The sequence below is a fragment of the Geodermatophilus sp. URMC 65 genome (assembly GCF_053502545.1).
On record NZ_CP199954.1, the window covers coordinates 1,554,088 to 1,568,337 of the forward strand.

The 14,250-nt window shown below is 75.8% G+C and carries 18 protein-coding genes; 8 read left to right on the forward strand and 10 right to left on the reverse strand.

All coding sequences use genetic code 11. The features are described from left to right. Window positions 1-2: 2 nt before the first annotated feature. Window positions 3-554, forward strand: a complete 552-nt coding sequence (locus tag ACWIX7_RS07490; RefSeq protein WP_448620921.1) for a DUF4190 domain-containing protein — start codon at window positions 3-5, stop codon at window positions 552-554. Between the two features lie 33 nt (window positions 555-587). Here ACWIX7_RS07490 and ACWIX7_RS07495 read toward each other — a convergent pair whose 3' ends face one another. From ACWIX7_RS07495 to ACWIX7_RS07505, 3 genes are all read right to left on the reverse strand, one after another. Continuing rightward, window positions 588-1,541, reverse strand: coding sequence for an HpcH/HpaI aldolase/citrate lyase family protein (locus ACWIX7_RS07495; protein WP_448620922.1), 954 nt, complete (start codon window positions 1,539-1,541; stop codon window positions 588-590). A 61-nt stretch (window positions 1,542-1,602) separates the two neighbouring features. Next, window positions 1,603-2,463: a DMT family transporter gene (locus tag ACWIX7_RS07500; RefSeq protein ID WP_448620923.1), complete on the reverse strand. Its 861-nt coding sequence runs from the start codon at window positions 2,461-2,463 to the stop codon at window positions 1,603-1,605. A gap of 113 nt (window positions 2,464-2,576) precedes the next feature. Continuing rightward, window positions 2,577-3,446, reverse strand: coding sequence for a PhzF family phenazine biosynthesis protein (locus ACWIX7_RS07505; protein WP_448620924.1), 870 nt, complete (start codon window positions 3,444-3,446; stop codon window positions 2,577-2,579). 24 nt (window positions 3,447-3,470) lie between these two features. On the opposite strand from ACWIX7_RS07505, the gene ACWIX7_RS07510 reads away from it, so the two are divergent. Further along, window positions 3,471-4,709, forward strand: a complete 1,239-nt coding sequence (locus tag ACWIX7_RS07510) for a magnesium transporter MgtE N-terminal domain-containing protein (RefSeq protein ID WP_448620925.1) — start codon at window positions 3,471-3,473, stop codon at window positions 4,707-4,709. Continuing rightward, window positions 4,702-5,235, forward strand: coding sequence for a DUF1003 domain-containing protein (locus tag ACWIX7_RS07515; protein WP_448620926.1), 534 nt, complete (start codon window positions 4,702-4,704; stop codon window positions 5,233-5,235). The genes ACWIX7_RS07510 and ACWIX7_RS07515 overlap by 8 nt, the downstream gene beginning before the upstream one ends. A gap of 69 nt (window positions 5,236-5,304) precedes the next feature. Here the strand turns inward: ACWIX7_RS07515 and ACWIX7_RS07520 are convergent, their stop codons facing one another. Then, window positions 5,305-5,775: a DUF4188 domain-containing protein gene (locus ACWIX7_RS07520; RefSeq protein WP_448620927.1), complete on the reverse strand. Its 471-nt coding sequence runs from the start codon at window positions 5,773-5,775 to the stop codon at window positions 5,305-5,307. Window positions 5,776-5,847: 72 nt separating this feature from the next. On the opposite strand from ACWIX7_RS07520, the gene ACWIX7_RS07525 reads away from it, so the two are divergent. After that, the gene (locus ACWIX7_RS07525) at window positions 5,848-6,462 is read left to right on the forward strand and encodes a MerR family transcriptional regulator (protein ID WP_448620928.1); all 615 of its coding nucleotides are present in this window, start codon (window positions 5,848-5,850) and stop codon (window positions 6,460-6,462) included. 194 nt (window positions 6,463-6,656) lie between these two features. Continuing rightward, window positions 6,657-7,145: a methylated-DNA--[protein]-cysteine S-methyltransferase gene (locus ACWIX7_RS07530; protein WP_448620929.1), complete on the forward strand. Its 489-nt coding sequence runs from the start codon at window positions 6,657-6,659 to the stop codon at window positions 7,143-7,145. A 106-nt stretch (window positions 7,146-7,251) separates the two neighbouring features. Here ACWIX7_RS07530 and ACWIX7_RS07535 read toward each other — a convergent pair whose 3' ends face one another. Beyond that, the gene (locus ACWIX7_RS07535; protein WP_448620930.1) at window positions 7,252-7,569 is read right to left on the reverse strand and encodes an AzlD domain-containing protein; all 318 of its coding nucleotides are present in this window, start codon (window positions 7,567-7,569) and stop codon (window positions 7,252-7,254) included. After that, window positions 7,566-8,324 (reverse strand): AzlC family ABC transporter permease, encoded by a 759-nt coding sequence (locus ACWIX7_RS07540; RefSeq protein ID WP_448620931.1) that lies wholly within the window; start codon window positions 8,322-8,324, stop codon window positions 7,566-7,568. Before ACWIX7_RS07540 ends, ACWIX7_RS07535 begins: the two co-directional genes overlap by 4 nt. 315 nt (window positions 8,325-8,639) lie before the next feature. On the opposite strand from ACWIX7_RS07540, the gene ACWIX7_RS07545 reads away from it, so the two are divergent. The 3 genes from ACWIX7_RS07545 (at window position 8,640) to ACWIX7_RS07555 (ending at window position 10,771) form a co-directional block, all read left to right on the forward strand. Beyond that, complete coding sequence (locus ACWIX7_RS07545) at window positions 8,640-8,996, forward strand: hypothetical protein (RefSeq protein ID WP_448620932.1); 357 nt, start codon at window positions 8,640-8,642, stop codon at window positions 8,994-8,996. Further along, on the forward strand, window positions 8,906-9,337 hold the full coding sequence (locus ACWIX7_RS07550) for a diguanylate cyclase domain-containing protein (protein ID WP_448620933.1): 432 nt from the start codon (window positions 8,906-8,908) through the stop codon (window positions 9,335-9,337). The genes ACWIX7_RS07545 and ACWIX7_RS07550 overlap by 91 nt, the downstream gene beginning before the upstream one ends. Window positions 9,338-9,619: 282 nt before the next feature. Continuing rightward, complete coding sequence (locus tag ACWIX7_RS07555; protein ID WP_448620934.1) at window positions 9,620-10,771, forward strand: Mrp/NBP35 family ATP-binding protein; 1,152 nt, start codon at window positions 9,620-9,622, stop codon at window positions 10,769-10,771. A 59-nt stretch (window positions 10,772-10,830) separates the two neighbouring features. Here ACWIX7_RS07555 and ACWIX7_RS07560 read toward each other — a convergent pair whose 3' ends face one another. From ACWIX7_RS07560 to sigE, 4 genes are all read right to left on the reverse strand, one after another. Then, window positions 10,831-11,193, reverse strand: a complete 363-nt coding sequence (locus ACWIX7_RS07560; protein WP_448620935.1) for a twin-arginine translocase TatA/TatE family subunit — start codon at window positions 11,191-11,193, stop codon at window positions 10,831-10,833. Between the two features lie 172 nt (window positions 11,194-11,365). Then, window positions 11,366-12,742, reverse strand: a complete 1,377-nt coding sequence (locus tag ACWIX7_RS07565) for a S1C family serine protease (protein ID WP_448620936.1) — start codon at window positions 12,740-12,742, stop codon at window positions 11,366-11,368. 224 nt (window positions 12,743-12,966) lie between these two features. Next, on the reverse strand, window positions 12,967-13,560 hold the full coding sequence (locus ACWIX7_RS07570; protein WP_448620937.1) for an anti-sigma factor family protein: 594 nt from the start codon (window positions 13,558-13,560) through the stop codon (window positions 12,967-12,969). Beyond that, window positions 13,557-14,150: an RNA polymerase sigma factor SigE gene (gene sigE, locus ACWIX7_RS07575; protein WP_448620938.1), complete on the reverse strand. Its 594-nt coding sequence runs from the start codon at window positions 14,148-14,150 to the stop codon at window positions 13,557-13,559. Before sigE ends, ACWIX7_RS07570 begins: the two co-directional genes overlap by 4 nt. Between the last annotated feature and the right edge of the window lie 100 nt (window positions 14,151-14,250).

Sequence of the window (14,250 nt, forward strand, 5' to 3'; positions counted from 1 at the left end):
CGATGACGCAGGACGACGCCCACCGCGCCGGCCCCGACCCCACGCCGTCCCCCGGCGGTGAGGCCCCGCGGCAGCCCGGCCACCCGCCGCTGCCCTCCTACGGTGCGCCCGGCTCCGCGGGTGCCGGCGCGACCGCTGAGCACGGGGCTGCCGGCGAGCCCGGGTACGGCGCACAGCCCGGGTTCGGCGGTCCGCCGGGGTACGGTGGCCAGCCGCCCTACGGCCAGCCCGCGTACGGGCCGCCGCCCGGGTACGGCGGCCCGCCCGGCTACGGCGTGCCCGGCTACGGGTTCCCGCCGGGCTACGGCTACCCGCGGCCCACCAACACGCTGGCGATCCTGTCGCTGGTGATGGCGTTCGTCTTCAGCCCGGTCGGGCTGGTGCTCGGGATCGTGGCCCGCCGGCAGATCCGCCAGACCGGCGAGCAGGGCGACGGCCTGGCGCTGGCCGGGATCATCGTGGGCGGCATCGGCACCGCGCTGGCCGTGCTCGGCTTCCTGTTCTTCTTCCTCGCACTGGCCGCGGCCGGCTCGTCCGGCGCCTTCGCGCCCTGAGAGGGGGCCCCGCGCGTACGAGGGGGTCCTGCCTCAGGACTCCGGCGGGGTGAAGGTCGAGGTGCGCTGCAACCCGGCGGCGCGGCCCTTGCCGGCGATGACCAGCGCCATCTTGCGGCTGGCCTCGTCGATCATCTCGTCGCCGAGCATCGCCGAGCCCTTCTTGCCGCCGGCCTCCGAGGTCGCCCAGTCGTAGGCGTCGAGGATCAGCTCGGCGTGGTCGTAGTCCTCCTGGGACGGCGAGTAGATCTCGTTGGCCGCGTCGACCTGGCCCGGGTGCAGCACCCACTTGCCGTCGAACCCGAGGACGGCCGACCGCTTGGCGACCTCGCGGAACGCGTCCACGTCGCGCACCTGCAGGAACGGGCCGTCGATGGCCTGCACGCCGCGGGCGCGGGCGGCCATGAGGATCTGCATCAAGATGTAGTGGAACGGGTCGCCGGCGTAGTCCGGGTGCAGCGCGCCGACCACGAGTGACTTCATGTTGATGCTGGCCATGAAGTCGGCCGGGCCGAAGATGATCGTCTCGATCCGCGGGCTGGCGAACGCGATCTGGTTGACGTTGATGAGGCCCTGCGCGGTCTCGATCTGCGCCTCGATGCCGATCCGGCCGACCTCCAGGCCGTTGGCCTTCTCGAGCTGGGTCAGCAGCATGTCCAGCGCCTGCACCTGGGCGGCGTCGGCCACCTTCGGCAGCATGATGCAGTCGAGGTTCGCGCCGGCGCCGCCGACGACCTCGAGGACGTCGGTGAAGGTCCACTCCGTGGTCCAGTCGTTGACCCGGACGGTGCGGATCTTCTCCCCCCAGCCGCCCTCGTTGAGCGCCGCGACGATGTTCTTGCGGGCACCGGGCTTGGCCAGCGGCGCGCACGCGTCCTCCAGGTCGAGGAACACCTGGTCGGCGCCCAGCCCCTTGGCCTTCTCCAGGAACCGCGGGTTGCTGCCGGGGACGGCCAGGTTGGAACGACGGGATCGGAGCTCGGCCACGGTGCCTCCGCTGTGAGGGGTCGGTGTGCTACCGGAGAGTAGCGACGGGCTCGGGACGGCCTCAGGTGCCCGGCTCGGCCAGGCCCGCCGGACGGCTGGCCCGCACCACCAGGCCGACGCCGACGACGACCAGCGCCACCCCGGGCAGCGCGAGCAGCGGCGGCACCTGCTGCAGCAGCACCAGCGCGAACAGCAGCGCACCGGGCACCTCGATTAGGATCACCAGGCTGACCATCGTCGGGCCGACCGAGGACAGCAGCAGGTTGAACAGCGTGTGCCCGAGCAGCTGGGCGCAGACGGTGATGGCGGCGATGAGCACCCAGTCGCGGACGGCGAAGCCGACGAGCGGGTTGCCGACGGCGACCGCGGCCACCGCGATCGCCACCGCGCACACCGAGTAGCAGACCACCGCGTACGCCGAGGTCGACAGCCGCTGCCGCGCCCGCGCCCCGGCCAACACGTACCCGCCGGCGCAGAGCGCGCCGAGCAGCGCCAGCCCGTCACCGGCGAGGGCCTCCAGGCTCACCGTCACGTCCACGCCGGCGATCAGCGCGGCGCCGAGGACCGCGAGCACCAGGCCCGCCCACGTCGCCGCGGGCAGCCGCACCCCGCTGACCCGGGCGGCCAGCGCCGTCCAGACCGGGGTGGTGGTGACCAGCGCGGTGGAGGCGGCGACCGTCGTCATCGACAGGCTGGGCAGCCAGGCGGCGAAGTGCGCGGCGAGGAAGAGCCCGGCGACCACCGAGCTGGTCAGGTCTCTCGGCCGCAACCCGGCCAGCGCCGACCGCTCGCGCAGCAGCAGCACCGGCAGCAGGACCGCCGCGCCGCCGAGGTTGCGCCAGAAGGCCAGCGCCAGCATCGGCGCGGCCAGCAGCGTGGTCAGCGGCGCCGAGAGCGAGATGCCGATGACCGCGACCGCCATGATCCCGACGTCCCGCCCGCCGGGCCGGTGCAGCGCCCAGGCGCCGGCCCCGGCCCCGTCCAGAGGCTCGCGCCGAGCGGAGCGAGGCGTGAGGGGAACGGGGCCCTTCACCGTCAAGGGACCCGGATGCGGCCGCGGGCGACCGGCACCACCGCGCCGCGGACGGTCGCCGCGACCGCGCGGCCGGCGGAGGCGGTGACCGTGCAGGACAGCACCGAGGGCCGCCCCATCGCCTCACCCTGGTGCACGACGTAGGACGACGTCCCCTCGGGCGCGAGCAGGCCGGTGGCGACCAGCCAGACGCCGGCACCCAGGGCGGCCGAGCCGGTGGCCGGGTCCTCGCCCCAGGCCAGGTCGGCGGCGAAGACGCGGGCGCGGGCGGTGGCGGTCGCGCCGTCCCAGGAGAGCACCGAGACGCCCTCCCCCACGCCGTGCTCGCCGAGCAGTGCGGGGTCCGGCGCGGCGTCGTCCACCACCTCGGGGCGGACGGCGAGGAAGGCGAAGGGCAGGCCGCAGCCGGCGAGGTGCGCCGGCAGACCCACGGCGTCGGCGCCGGCCAACCCCAGGGCCTCGGCGAGCGCGGCCGGGTCGGGGCCGTCCTCGAGGGTGGGGCGGCCGCCGGACAGCGTCGCGCCGTCGTCGTCGACGACCACGTCGAGGACGCCGGCGCCGCACTCCTGGCGCAGCGTGCCGGCGGGCAGCCGACCCGCGCGGACCAGCGCGGACGCCGCCCCCACGCTCGGGTGCCCGGCGAAGGGCAGCTCGGCGTAGGGGGTGAAGATGCGCACCCGATAGCTGGCGCCCGGTTCGGTCGGCGCCGACAGGAACGACGTCTCGGACAGGTGGAACTCGTTGGCCAGGGCCTGGCACTGCTCGGTGGAGAGCCCGTCGGCGTCGAACACCACGGCCAGCGGGTTGCCGGCGAAGGCGCGCGGCGCGAAGACGTCGACGACCTCGTAGTCCAGCTCTCCGGGGGCGGCCACGGCTCGACGGTAGCCTCAGGACCCGTGACGACGGCGACCAGGGCGTACGTCTCCCGGCTCGCCGGGCTGCCCGTCTTCGACCCCAACGGCGACCGCGTCGGCAAGGTCCGGGACGTGGTCGTGGCGCTGCGCGTGGGGACGGCGGCGCCGCGCGTGCTGGGCCTGGTCGTGGAGGTGGTCGCCCGCCGCCGCATCTTCGTGCCGATGGGGCGGGTGACCGCGCTGGACCCCGGGGCGGTGGTGCTCTCGACCGGCACGCTGAACCTCAAGCGCTTCGAGCAGCGGCGCGGGGAGACCCTGGTGCTCGGCGAGCTGCTGGACCGCCGGGTGCAGATCGCGGAGTCCGGCCGGCCGGCCACCGTCGTCGACGCCGGCATCGAGCAGACCCGCACCGGTGACTGGGTGCTCTCCCGGCTCGCCGTCCAGGAGCCGGGCCGGCTGGGCCGGCGCGGGCAGCTGCACCAGCTGGCCTGGGACGAGGTGACCGGGCTGGCCCTGCCGCAGACCGGGCAGGGCGCCGAGACGCTGATCGCCACCTACCGCGAGCTCAACGCCGCCGACGTCGCCCACGCGCTGCAGGACCTGCCGATCAAGCGACGCCACGAGGTCGCCGAGGCCCTCGACGACGAGCGGCTGGCCGACGTGCTCGGCGAGCTGCCCGAGGCCGACCAGATCACCATCCTCGGCACGCTGGAGGAGAAGCGGGCGGCAGACGTCCTGGAGGTCATGGACCCCGACGACGCCGCGGACCTGCTGGCCGAGCTGTCCAACGTGGACCGCAACCGGCTGCTGGAGCTCATGGAGCCCGACGAGGCCGAGCCGGTGCGCCAGCTGCTGCAGTACTCCGAGGACACCGCCGGCGGGATCATGACCAGCGAGCCGGTGATCCTCACCCCGGACGCCACGATCGCCGAGGCGCTGGCGCGGGTACGCGAGCCCGAGCTGTCCCCGGCGCTGGCCAGCCAGGTGTACGTCTGCCGACCGCCGTCGGCCACCCCGACCGGCCGCTACCTGGGCCTGGCGCACATCCAGCGGCTGCTGCGCGAGCCGCCGTCCACCCTGGTCAGCGGGGTGCTCGACGACCTGGAGCCGCTGCGGCCCGAGGCGCCGCTGGCCGAGGTCACCCGCTACTTCGCCACCTACAACCTGGTCGCGGCGCCGGTCGTCGACGCCCAGGGCCGGCTGGTCGGCGCGGTGAGCGTGGACGACATCCTCGACCACCTGCTGCCCGAGGACTGGCGGGAGCGGGCGCGCCGTGGCTGACAGCCGGCGGCTCGACGTCCCTCGTGGCGCGGCCCGCGGCCTCGGGAGCTACCTGCGGCTGGACCCCGACGCGGTCGGCCGGTTCGCCGAGGCGATCGCGCGGTTCCTGGGCACCGGGCGCTTCCTCGCCGTCCAGACGGTCATCGTCATCGTCTGGATCGCCCTCAACGTCTTCGCCGTCCGGCTGCAGTGGGACCCCTATCCGTTCATCCTGCTCAACCTGGCCTTCTCCACCCAGGCCGCCTACGCCGCGCCGCTGATCCTGCTGGCCCAGAACCGGCAGGCCGACCGCGACCGGGTGCAGGCAGAGGAGGACCGCGCGCGGGCGGCGCAGACCCGCGCCGACACCGAGTACCTGGCCCGCGAGCTGGCCGCGCTGCGGGTCGCCATCGGCGAGCTGGCGACCCGCGACTTCATCCGCGGCGAGCTCAACCGGCTGACCGAGGAGAGCCCGGAGGACGCCGAGCGGCGGGAGCGGAAGGCCAGGAGGAAGCGGGAGGCCGCGGCCCGCGAGGCGACCGGCTGAAGCAGGACCACGGCCCCCTTGCAGGGTCCCGCCGCGAGCTCGCGAGCGGTGGGGGCGGAGGGTCCTCCCTCAGCCGGCGAGGCGCGCGGCGGCCCGGTCCAGCCGGCTGGTCACCTGGCGGGCGCCCGTGGCGGCGGCCAGCCCCTGCACCGGCAGGTCGACGTAGATGCTCTCGGCGCGGGCGACCTGGTAGGTCTCGTGCCAGACCCCGACCGCACCGGGGACGCGGCGGGCGCGCCGGTTGAAGGCGGTCCACGCGGGGCGGTGCCGGGCCTCGGGGGCCATGGCGTAGCGGTAGACGTCCTCGACGCTGCGCCAGTACTGGACCAGCACCGGCCCGCGCCAGCCCAGCGTCATGCGGTAGCCGAGGAAGCCCGAGTCGGGGTCCCGCGCGAGCTCGGCCAGCATCGGGCCCATGGCGGCCAGGGTGGGCAGCCAGGCGTCGGGGCGGTGCAACGCGTTGATGCGCATCCCGATCAGGAAGACGGTCAGGTCCCCCTCGTGGGTGTGGGTCCAGCGACCCCGGGCGATGCGTGCCATGACGTCCTCCTGGTTGGATAGTGTCGCTACCCAACACTAGGGAGTGTCACTATCCAGTGTCGAGGGGGATGCGTGCAGATCTCTGAACTGGCCCGCCGGGCCGGCGTCCCGGTCGCGACCGTGAAGTACTACCTGCGTGAGGGGCTCGTGCCGGCGGGCGAGCTGACCGGTGCGACCCGGGCGCGGTACGGCGAGGAGCACCTGGAGCGGCTGCGGCTGGTCCGCGCCCTGCTCGGGCCCGGTGGGCTGTCGATCGCCCGGGCCCGCGCGGTGCTGGCCGCCGTCGACAGCCCGGACACCTCGGTGCACGCGGCCCTGGGCGCCGCCCACCGGGCACTGCCCGGCGTGGGCCCCGAAGGGCCGGCCGACCCGGAGCAGGCCCGCGCCGTCCTGCGACGCCAGGGGTGGCGGGTGGCCGAGGACTCCCCCGCCCTCGGCGCGCTGGCCGCCGCTCTCGAGGCACTGCGCGCCGCCGGCGCCACCGCGGCCGACGAGCTGCTGGACCGCTACGCCGAGGCCGCCGGCCGGATCGGCGAGCGGGACGTCGCCGACGTGCCGACCGGCTCCGTGGCCGAGGCCGTCCGCTTCGTGGTGGTGAACACGGTGCTGCTCGAGCCGGTGCTGCTGGCGCTGCGTCGGCTGGCCCAGGAGGACGCCTCCCGCCGCCGCTTCCCGAACGACTGCTGAGCGGTCAGCCGAGCAGCGCGGCCAGGACGGCGAGACCACGGCCGGGCGGCCGGGCCGCCAGCCGCGCCGGGCGCCCGGCGAGGGCGTGCACGGCGCGCGGCTAGGGTTGTCGGTCCTCCTCTCTACGGTCTCCCCCCGAGGAGGACCTCACGTCCGGCGCCGACCCGTCGTCCACCGGGCATGGGGACGTGATGATGAGCAGGACGCACACCGTGGTGCCGTCGCCGATCGGTCCGCTGACCGTCGTCCGGGACGAGGACGGCGCGCTCGTGCGGCTGGCGATGTCGCCTCCGGGCGCGCTCGAGGCGGGAGCGATCGGCGAACGGGCCGACGCGGGGTTCGAGGACGTCGCGCGCCAGCTCGCCGAGTACTTCGCCGGCGAGCGGACCGCCTTCCACCTGCCCGTGCGGCCCGTCGGCAGCCCCTTCGAGCTGGCCGTGTGGGACCAGCTGACCCGCATCCCGTACGGCGAGACCCGCTCCTACGGGTACGTCGCCGAGGCGGTCGGCGAGCCGGGCGGCGCCCAGGCCGTCGGCGCGGCGAACGGGCGGAACCCGATCGCGGTCGTGGTGCCCTGCCACCGGGTGATCGGCGCCGACGGCAGGCTCGTCGGGTTCGGCGGGGGGCTCCCCCGCAAGCGCTTCCTGCTCGACCTGGAGCAGCGCGCGGACCGGCTGTTCTGACGTGGGGCGGCGCGTTAGCGGGTGAGCGATACCGGGCGATCGTGGCCGGCCCCCTGCAGGATCCCGCCGCGGGCCTGCGAGGAGCGGCGGTCAGGGAGGTCCTCCCTCAGCCGGCGAGGACGTGCACCAGCGCGCCGGTCGCCCCGGCCAGCACCAGGACGACGATGAACGGCGCCCGCAGCGCCAGTGCGAGCGCGGCGACGGCCAGCCCGGCCAGCCGCCCGTCGACCACCAGCGCCGGCCCGGACGTGGCCGCCTGGACGGCGACCAGCGCGGCCAGCAGCGCCGCGGGGACGAACTCCACGACGCGGGTCACCCACGGCCGCTCGACCCAGGCGGCCGGCACCGACAGCCCGGCCAGCTTGAGCAGGTAGCAGCCCGCGGCCGCGACGAGGACCACCGTCCACAGCGTCCCGCTGCTCACGAGTCCTCCTCGCCGGCGCTCGCCGGCCGCGTCCGCGGGGCCGCTCCGTCCCCGGGCGGGCTCGGGACCTCGCCCGCCTCCGGCCGCGGCCGCCCGGCCAGCGCCACCGCGACGACGGCGGCGACCACCTGCACCCCGGCCGGCACCACCGGCGTGAGCAGCAGCGCGACGACCGCGCCGCCGAGGGCGACGCGCCGCTGCACCGGGGCCTCGGGGGAACCGCGCCGCAGCCGCGGCCACAGCAGCGCCAGGAAGGCGGCGGGGACGACGGCGTCCAGCGCGGCCTGCGCCGTCCCCCCGAGCCCGGAGGCACCGAGCGCGCCGAGGACCGTCGTCAGGTTCCAGCCGAGGTAGATCGTCGCGCTGGTGGCCCAGAACGCCAGCCGGCCCAGCTCGCGGTCGGGCGCGGCGACGGCCATCGCTGTGGTCTCGTCGATCACCCAGTGCGCCGCGCCGACCCGGCGGAACACGCCCCTGGGGGCGAGCAGCGGGGCCAGCCGGACGCCGTAGACCGTGTTGCGGGTGCCCAGCAGCAGCGCGCTGCCGATCGCGGCGAGCCCGCTGCCCCCCGCACCGAGGACGCCGACCAGCGCGAACTGCGAGGCGCCGGTGAACATGAGCGCCGAGAGCACGAGCGCCTGCCAGACGTCGAGGCCGGCGGCGTCCGCGGCGGCGCCGAAGGCCACCCCGTACAGGCCCACCGCCAGGCCCAGCCCGACGGCGTCGCGGAGGGTGGCGGTGCGGGCGGCGGACACCCCAGCGAGGCTAGCCAGGCGGTCCGCGCCCTCCCGCATCCCCCGGACGGGAGACGGACGGCGTCCCGGGAGCACAGCCGCGGACCACGGGTCCCGATCAGGTCTCGTGCCCGCTCACCTTCCGTCCGACGTCCCGCCGCGGCGTCACCGGCCCGTCCTGGCCGACGACCGGCTGACCCGTGCGCGGCGGGAGTCGGCGCTGTGGGTGTCCGGGCTGGCGGTCGTCGTCGCTCCCGCCTGGTCCGGCTTCGACCTGCTGCTCGAGCCGCAGGCGCGCGGGCGTTCCTCGTCGTCCGGCTCGCCGGCGTCGTCCCCATGCTGGGGGCGCTCTGGGTGCTGTGGCGCCGCCCCCTGGGTCGCCGCCGGCCCGAGCTGCTGGCCTGCTCCGCGCTGGCCACCGTGCAGATCGAGGTCGCCTGGATGGTCCCGCGGGTCGAGCACGTGGAGTTCTACCTGCTCGGCTTCACCCTGGCGATCTACGCCAGCGGCTGCCTGTTGGTCACTCGGCCGCTGTGGACCGGCGTCCTGGTCGCCGTGTCCTGGTCGGCGCTCGGTGTCGCCGTCCTCACGACCCCACGTCGATGCGGGCAGAGGACCTGCTCGCGGCCGCCATCTACCTCGCCACCGCGTCGCTCATCGGGGTGGTCGCCCACGACCAGCGGCACCGGCTGACGACCCGGGAGTCCACCGTCCGCGTCCGGCTCGAGCAGGAACGGGAACGCACGCGGGCGCTGCTGGCCCGGCTCGAGCGGCTCAGCACGAGGACCCGCTCACCGGCCTGGCCAACCGCCGCCGGTGGGGACGCCGAGCTGGTGGCGGCCTGCGCCGCAGGCCGGGCGGCCGGGACGTCGGTGGCCGTCCTCCTCGTCGACGTCGACCGCTTCAAGGAGGTCAACGACCGGCACGGCCACGGCGGTGGGGACGAGGCACTGCGGCTGATCGCCGACGCGCTCACCTCCCGCGCACCGCCGCCCTCGCGCTGGACCCGTCCGGCGGGGGCCCGGGTTCGCTGACCCTGTCCCTGGGCGTCGCCGTCGCCTCGGGGCGGGACGCGGTGCCCGAGCGGCTCACCGTCGAGGCCGACGCGCACCTCTACCGCGCCAGGGCCACCCGCAACGCCGTCTGCGCAGGTCTGTGGACGTCGGCGCCCGTCGGGGCTGCGTAGCAGATCACCCTCCGGACGGCGGCCGGGCCGGATGACGGCCGTACAGTTGCAGCAGGCCCGTGAACGCAGGTCACCGCCGCTCCTCGGCGGACCGGACCGGATCCCCCGTCGAAGGAGACAGACGCACACCATGTCCGCCCCGCTGACCGGCGCGCCGGCGCTCGACGCCGTCAACGCCGCACTGGCCACCGTCCAGGACCCGGAGATCAACCGGCCGCTCCCCGAGCTCGGCATGGTCAAGGACGTCCGGATCGCCGAGGACGGCACCGTCCGGGTCGAGGTCTACCTGACCGTCGCCGGCTGCCCGATGCGCGAGACGATCACCAACCGGGTCACCCAGGCCGTCTCCGCCGTCCCCGGTGTCACCTCGGTGCAGGTGGGCCTGGACGTGATGAACGACGAGCAGCGCGCCGAGCTGCGCCGCACGGTGCGGGGCACCGACGCGGCCGACCCGGTGATCCCGTTCTCCCAGCCCGGTTCGCTGACCCGCGTCTACGCCGTCGCCTCGGGCAAGGGCGGCGTGGGCAAGTCGTCGGTCACGGTCAACCTGGCGGCGGCACTGGCCAGGCGTGGCCTGTCCGTGGGTGTGGTGGACGCCGACATCTACGGCCACTCGGTGCCGCGGATGCTCGGGGTCGACGACAAGCCCACCCAGGTCGACAACATGATCATGCCGCCGCAGGCCTACGGCGTGAAGGTCATCTCGATCGGCATGTTCACCCCGGGCAACACCCCGGTCGTGTGGCGCGGGCCGATGCTGCACCGCGCGCTGCAGCAGTTCCTCGCCGACGTGTGGTGGGGCGACCTCGACGTCCTGCTGCTGGACCTGCCGCCCGGCACCGGTGACGTGGCGATCTCCATCGCCCAGCTGCTGCCGAACGCCGAGATCCTCGTGGTCACCACGCCGCAGCTGGCCGCCGCCGAGGTCGCCGAGCGGGCCGGCGCGATCGCCACCCAGACCCACCAGCAGGTGGTCGGCGTCATCGAGAACATGTCGTGGCTGGAGCTGCCCGACGGCTCCCGCATGGAGGTCTTCGGCTCCGGCGGCGGCGAGGCGGTCTCCGACGCGCTCACCCGCACGCTCGGTGCGCGCGTGCCGCTGCTGGGCCAGATCCCGCTGGACACCCGGGTCCGCGAGGCCGGGGACGCCGGTGCGCCGGTCGTGCTCGCCGACCCCGACACCCCCGCCGCCCAGGCGCTGGGGAAGATCGCCGACGGCCTGGCCACCCGCCAGCGCGGCCTGTCGGGCATGTCGTTGGGGCTCACGCCCGTCCGCCACTGAGCCGACCTGCACGGAGGCCGGTGTCCCGTCGGGACACCGGCCTCCGTGCGTCTGTGGGACTAGGTCGCGTCGGGGTCGAACGGGGGCGGGGCGGAGTGGTCGCGGGTGCGGGCGGCAGCGGCCGCCACCGTGGTCGCGGCCGTGGCCCCGGAGGCACGCGGCGGCGCGTCGTCGTCGGCGAACAGCTGGTTCCGGATGAAGGTCCGCGGGTGGTACTGGCGCAGGTCGAGGTCGCGCAGCTTGGCGAGGTCGTCGCCCAGGGACTCGTCGACCTGGGCCCGCACGCCGGTGACCGCCTCACGCACCTTCTTCAGCCCGGCGGCGGCGTCCTTGGCCAGGTCCGGGAGCCGGTCGGGCCCGAAGATGAACAGCGCGGCGAGGGCGAGGACGACGATCTCGCCCCAGCCGATCGAGTCGAACACGCGCCGCTCCCCTCCTCGTGCGCCCGGTCCGGCCGTCGCGCGGGTCCAGCGTAGGCGGCGCGCCCGCCGCGGTCAGTGCCCCGATCTGAGGGGAACCGCCGGCAGCGCCCGACCCGGCCCCGTCCGGAGGCTCGCCGCGAGCTTGCGAGCGGTGAGGAGGACGGGGTCCTCCTCAGGCCTCGTCGAGCGTCGCCTGGACCGTCGTCGAGGAGCCGCCCCGCACCAGCTCGAGGCCGACCGTCTCCCCCGGGTCGTGGGCGTCGATGGCCACGACCAGCTCCTCGGAGCTGCCGACCGGCTCGCCGTCGACGGCGATGACGACGTCCTGCTCCCGGATGCCCGCCTCGGCCGCCGCGCTGCCCGGCTCGACGTTGACCACCAGCGCGCCGTCCCGCGTGCCGTCGGTGACCGAGCGGGCGTTCACGCCGAGGGAGGCGTGCACCGCCCGGCCCTGGGAGATGAGCTGCTCGGAGATGTCGCGCACGGTGTCGACCGGGATGGCGAAGCCGAGGCCGACGCTGCCGCCGCCGAGCGAGGCGATCGCGGTGTTGATGCCGATGACCTCGCCGGCGCCGTTGACCAGCGCGCCGCCGGAGTTGCCCGGGTTGATCGGGGCGTCGGTCTGCACCGCGCTGATCACGGCGTTGGTGTCGCTGCCCTCGCCGGCCAGCCGGACCGGCCGGTCCAGCGCGCTGACGATGCCGCTGGTCACCGTGCTGGCCAGGCCGAGCGGTGAGCCGATCGCGACGACCGGGTCGCCGACGACGACGCCGTCGGACCTGCCCAGCGCGGCGGTGAGCAGGCCGGGCTTCTCCACCTTGAGGACGGCGAGGTCGCTGGCCGGGTCGCGGCCGACGATGCGCGCCGCCGACCCGCTGCCGTCGGAGAAGACCGCGCGGATCTCGGCGCCCTCGACTCCGTCGGCACCGGAGATGACGTGGTTGTTGGTGACGATGTAGCCGTTCTCGCCCTCGATGACGACCCCGGAGCCGGTGGCACCGGCCTCGCCGATGCGGACCTCGACCGAGACGACGGCCGGGGTGACCCGCGAGGCGATGTCGGACACCGAGCCCGGCTCGCGGGCGATCCCCTCGTCGGTCTCGCTGAGCTGCGTGCCCGGCGCCAGCAACGGCGACTCGTCGGCGGTGCGGGTCAGCCAGTAGCCGGCGGCACCGCCGACCAGCCCGGTCAGCAGCACCGCGAGCAGGGCGAGGACCGTCAGCCGGATCGACACGTCGGCCAGCCGCAGCCGCCGGCGCCCCTTGGCGTCGACGACGACGGGGCCGGTCTGCTGCTCGGGCTCCTCGAACACGGCCGGGCCGGTGAGGCCGGCCGGGGCGTGCGGGTCGCGCCACGGGTCGGAGCGGGCGTCGGACTTCCACCACGGGCCGGTGGCGGTGCGCCGCCGTCCGGGCCGGCCGCCGGGCGGCTCCTGCAGGCCGCCCTGACCGGGCGCCGGGGCGAAGGCGCGCAGCACCGCCTCGGGCGGCGGGGGCGGCAGCGGGCGGGCCGGCGGGACCGGCCGGTCGCCGGCGAAGCCGCCCTGCACGGCGGCGGGCCGCCCGAAGGCGGCCTGCTGGGCGGGGGTGGGCGCAGGGGTCCGCGCCGGCGCGGGCTGCGGGCGGGACGGCGGGTCGAAGCCGCCGACGCCGTCCCGCGGCCGGGCGAAGGCCTCGTCGGGCGCGGTCGGCTCGGGGCGGCCGTCCCCGTCGGGCGTGCGGGGGACGTCGGGGCTCAGCGGGTCCTCCCCGGACGGGGTGCCGGCGCGGCTGGTCAGGGCGTCCCGCCCGGGGCCGTGGTGGGTGCGACGCCGCCGGTGCCGACGGTCGTGGCGCGGACAACCGGCGGGACGATCTCGGTGCGCTCCTCGAACGAGCCGCGGGCCACCGAGTCCGGTGGCGTGTGGGCACCGTCGGAGCTGTCGGTCGGCAGGTTCAGCGCGAGGGCGGTCACCCCGACGCCGAGGACGCCCAGCACGCCGACGAAGCCGCGGCGCAGCCAGCGGGCGTGCCCGGGCCGGTCGCTGGCGGCCGGGGCCGGGGCCAGCGGCACCGACCACGAGCCGGTGGCGCCGCTGACGGTGAGCTGGCCGGGGTCGGCGCTCATCGCGCCGAGCCCCCCACCGGTGCCCGGCACGTCGGCGGTGAAGGGGATGGCGCACAGCCGGGACAGCAGGTCGCCGGGGACGGCGACGTCGGACGAGGCGTGCAGCGCCTCCTTGGCCTCCCGCTGCGCCTGCACCGCCATCCGGCACTGGGCGCAGCCGGCCAGGTGGCGGGCCGCCCGGGCGGCCGGACCGCCGCCCAGCTCGCCGTCGACGAGAGCGGCGACGGCCTCCTGGGCCAGGTGGCTCTCCGGGATGTTCACCCCGCGCTCCCCTCCGCGACGGCGTCCTGGCTGCTCACCGGCCGGCGCGGGGCCAGGTGCGCGAGCGCCTCGCGCAGCTGGACGCGGCCGCGGTGGATGCGGCTGCGCACCGTGCCGAGCTTGATGCCCAGGGTCGCCGCGATCTCCTCGTAGGTCAGTCCCTCGATGTCGCAGAGGACGACGGCGACGCGGAACTCCGGGGAGAGCGCGTCGAGCGCCGCCTGCACCTGCGGGTCGAGGTGGGTGTCGGAGTAGACCTGCTCGGGGCTGGGCGCCGTCCCGGGCAGTCGCTCGGTGTCCTCGGGCAGGGCGTCGAACCGGATCCGCTGCCGGCGCCGCACCATGTCGAGGAAGAGGTTGGTGGTGATGCGGTGCAGCCAGCCCTCGAAGGTGCCCGGCGAGAAGTCGGCGAGCGAGCGGAAGACCCGGACGAAGGTCTCCTGGGTCAGGTCCTCGGCGTCCTGCGGGTTGCCCGAGAGCCGGTAGGCCAGCCGGTACACGCGGGCGGAGTGGTCGCGGACGACCTGCTCCCAGCTCGGTGCGACCCACACGTCGGTCGCGGCGGGGGCGGGGTCGGCAACGTCGGACACGGTCCCAGGATCGCAGACCGGAGCCGTCGTCGACCCCCCGACGTCGGTGGGTCGGGCGGGGGCGGCTCTCTCAGGGCGCACGACAGGTCCAACGGGCCGG

What these genes read in the sequence shown, in the direction of transcription:
- ACWIX7_RS07520 (WP_448620927.1), bottom strand. Translation starts at nt 5,775, where the DNA reads ATGGCACGCATCGCCCGGGGTCGCTGGACCCACACCCACGAGGGGGAC.
- ACWIX7_RS07500 (WP_448620923.1), bottom strand. Translation starts at nt 2,463, where the DNA reads ATGGCGGTCGCGGTCATCGGCATCTCGCTCTCGGCGCCGCTGACCACG.
- ACWIX7_RS07555 (WP_448620934.1), top strand. Translation starts at nt 9,620, where the DNA reads ATGTCCGCCCCGCTGACCGGCGCGCCGGCGCTCGACGCCGTCAACGCC.
- ACWIX7_RS07530 (WP_448620929.1), top strand. Translation starts at nt 6,657, where the DNA reads ATGAGCAGGACGCACACCGTGGTGCCGTCGCCGATCGGTCCGCTGACC.
- ACWIX7_RS07550 (WP_448620933.1), top strand. Translation starts at nt 8,906, where the DNA reads ATGCGGGCAGAGGACCTGCTCGCGGCCGCCATCTACCTCGCCACCGCG.
- ACWIX7_RS07545 (WP_448620932.1), top strand. Translation starts at nt 8,640, where the DNA reads ATGCTGGGGGCGCTCTGGGTGCTGTGGCGCCGCCCCCTGGGTCGCCGC.
- ACWIX7_RS07490 (WP_448620921.1), top strand. Translation starts at nt 3, where the DNA reads ATGACGCAGGACGACGCCCACCGCGCCGGCCCCGACCCCACGCCGTCC.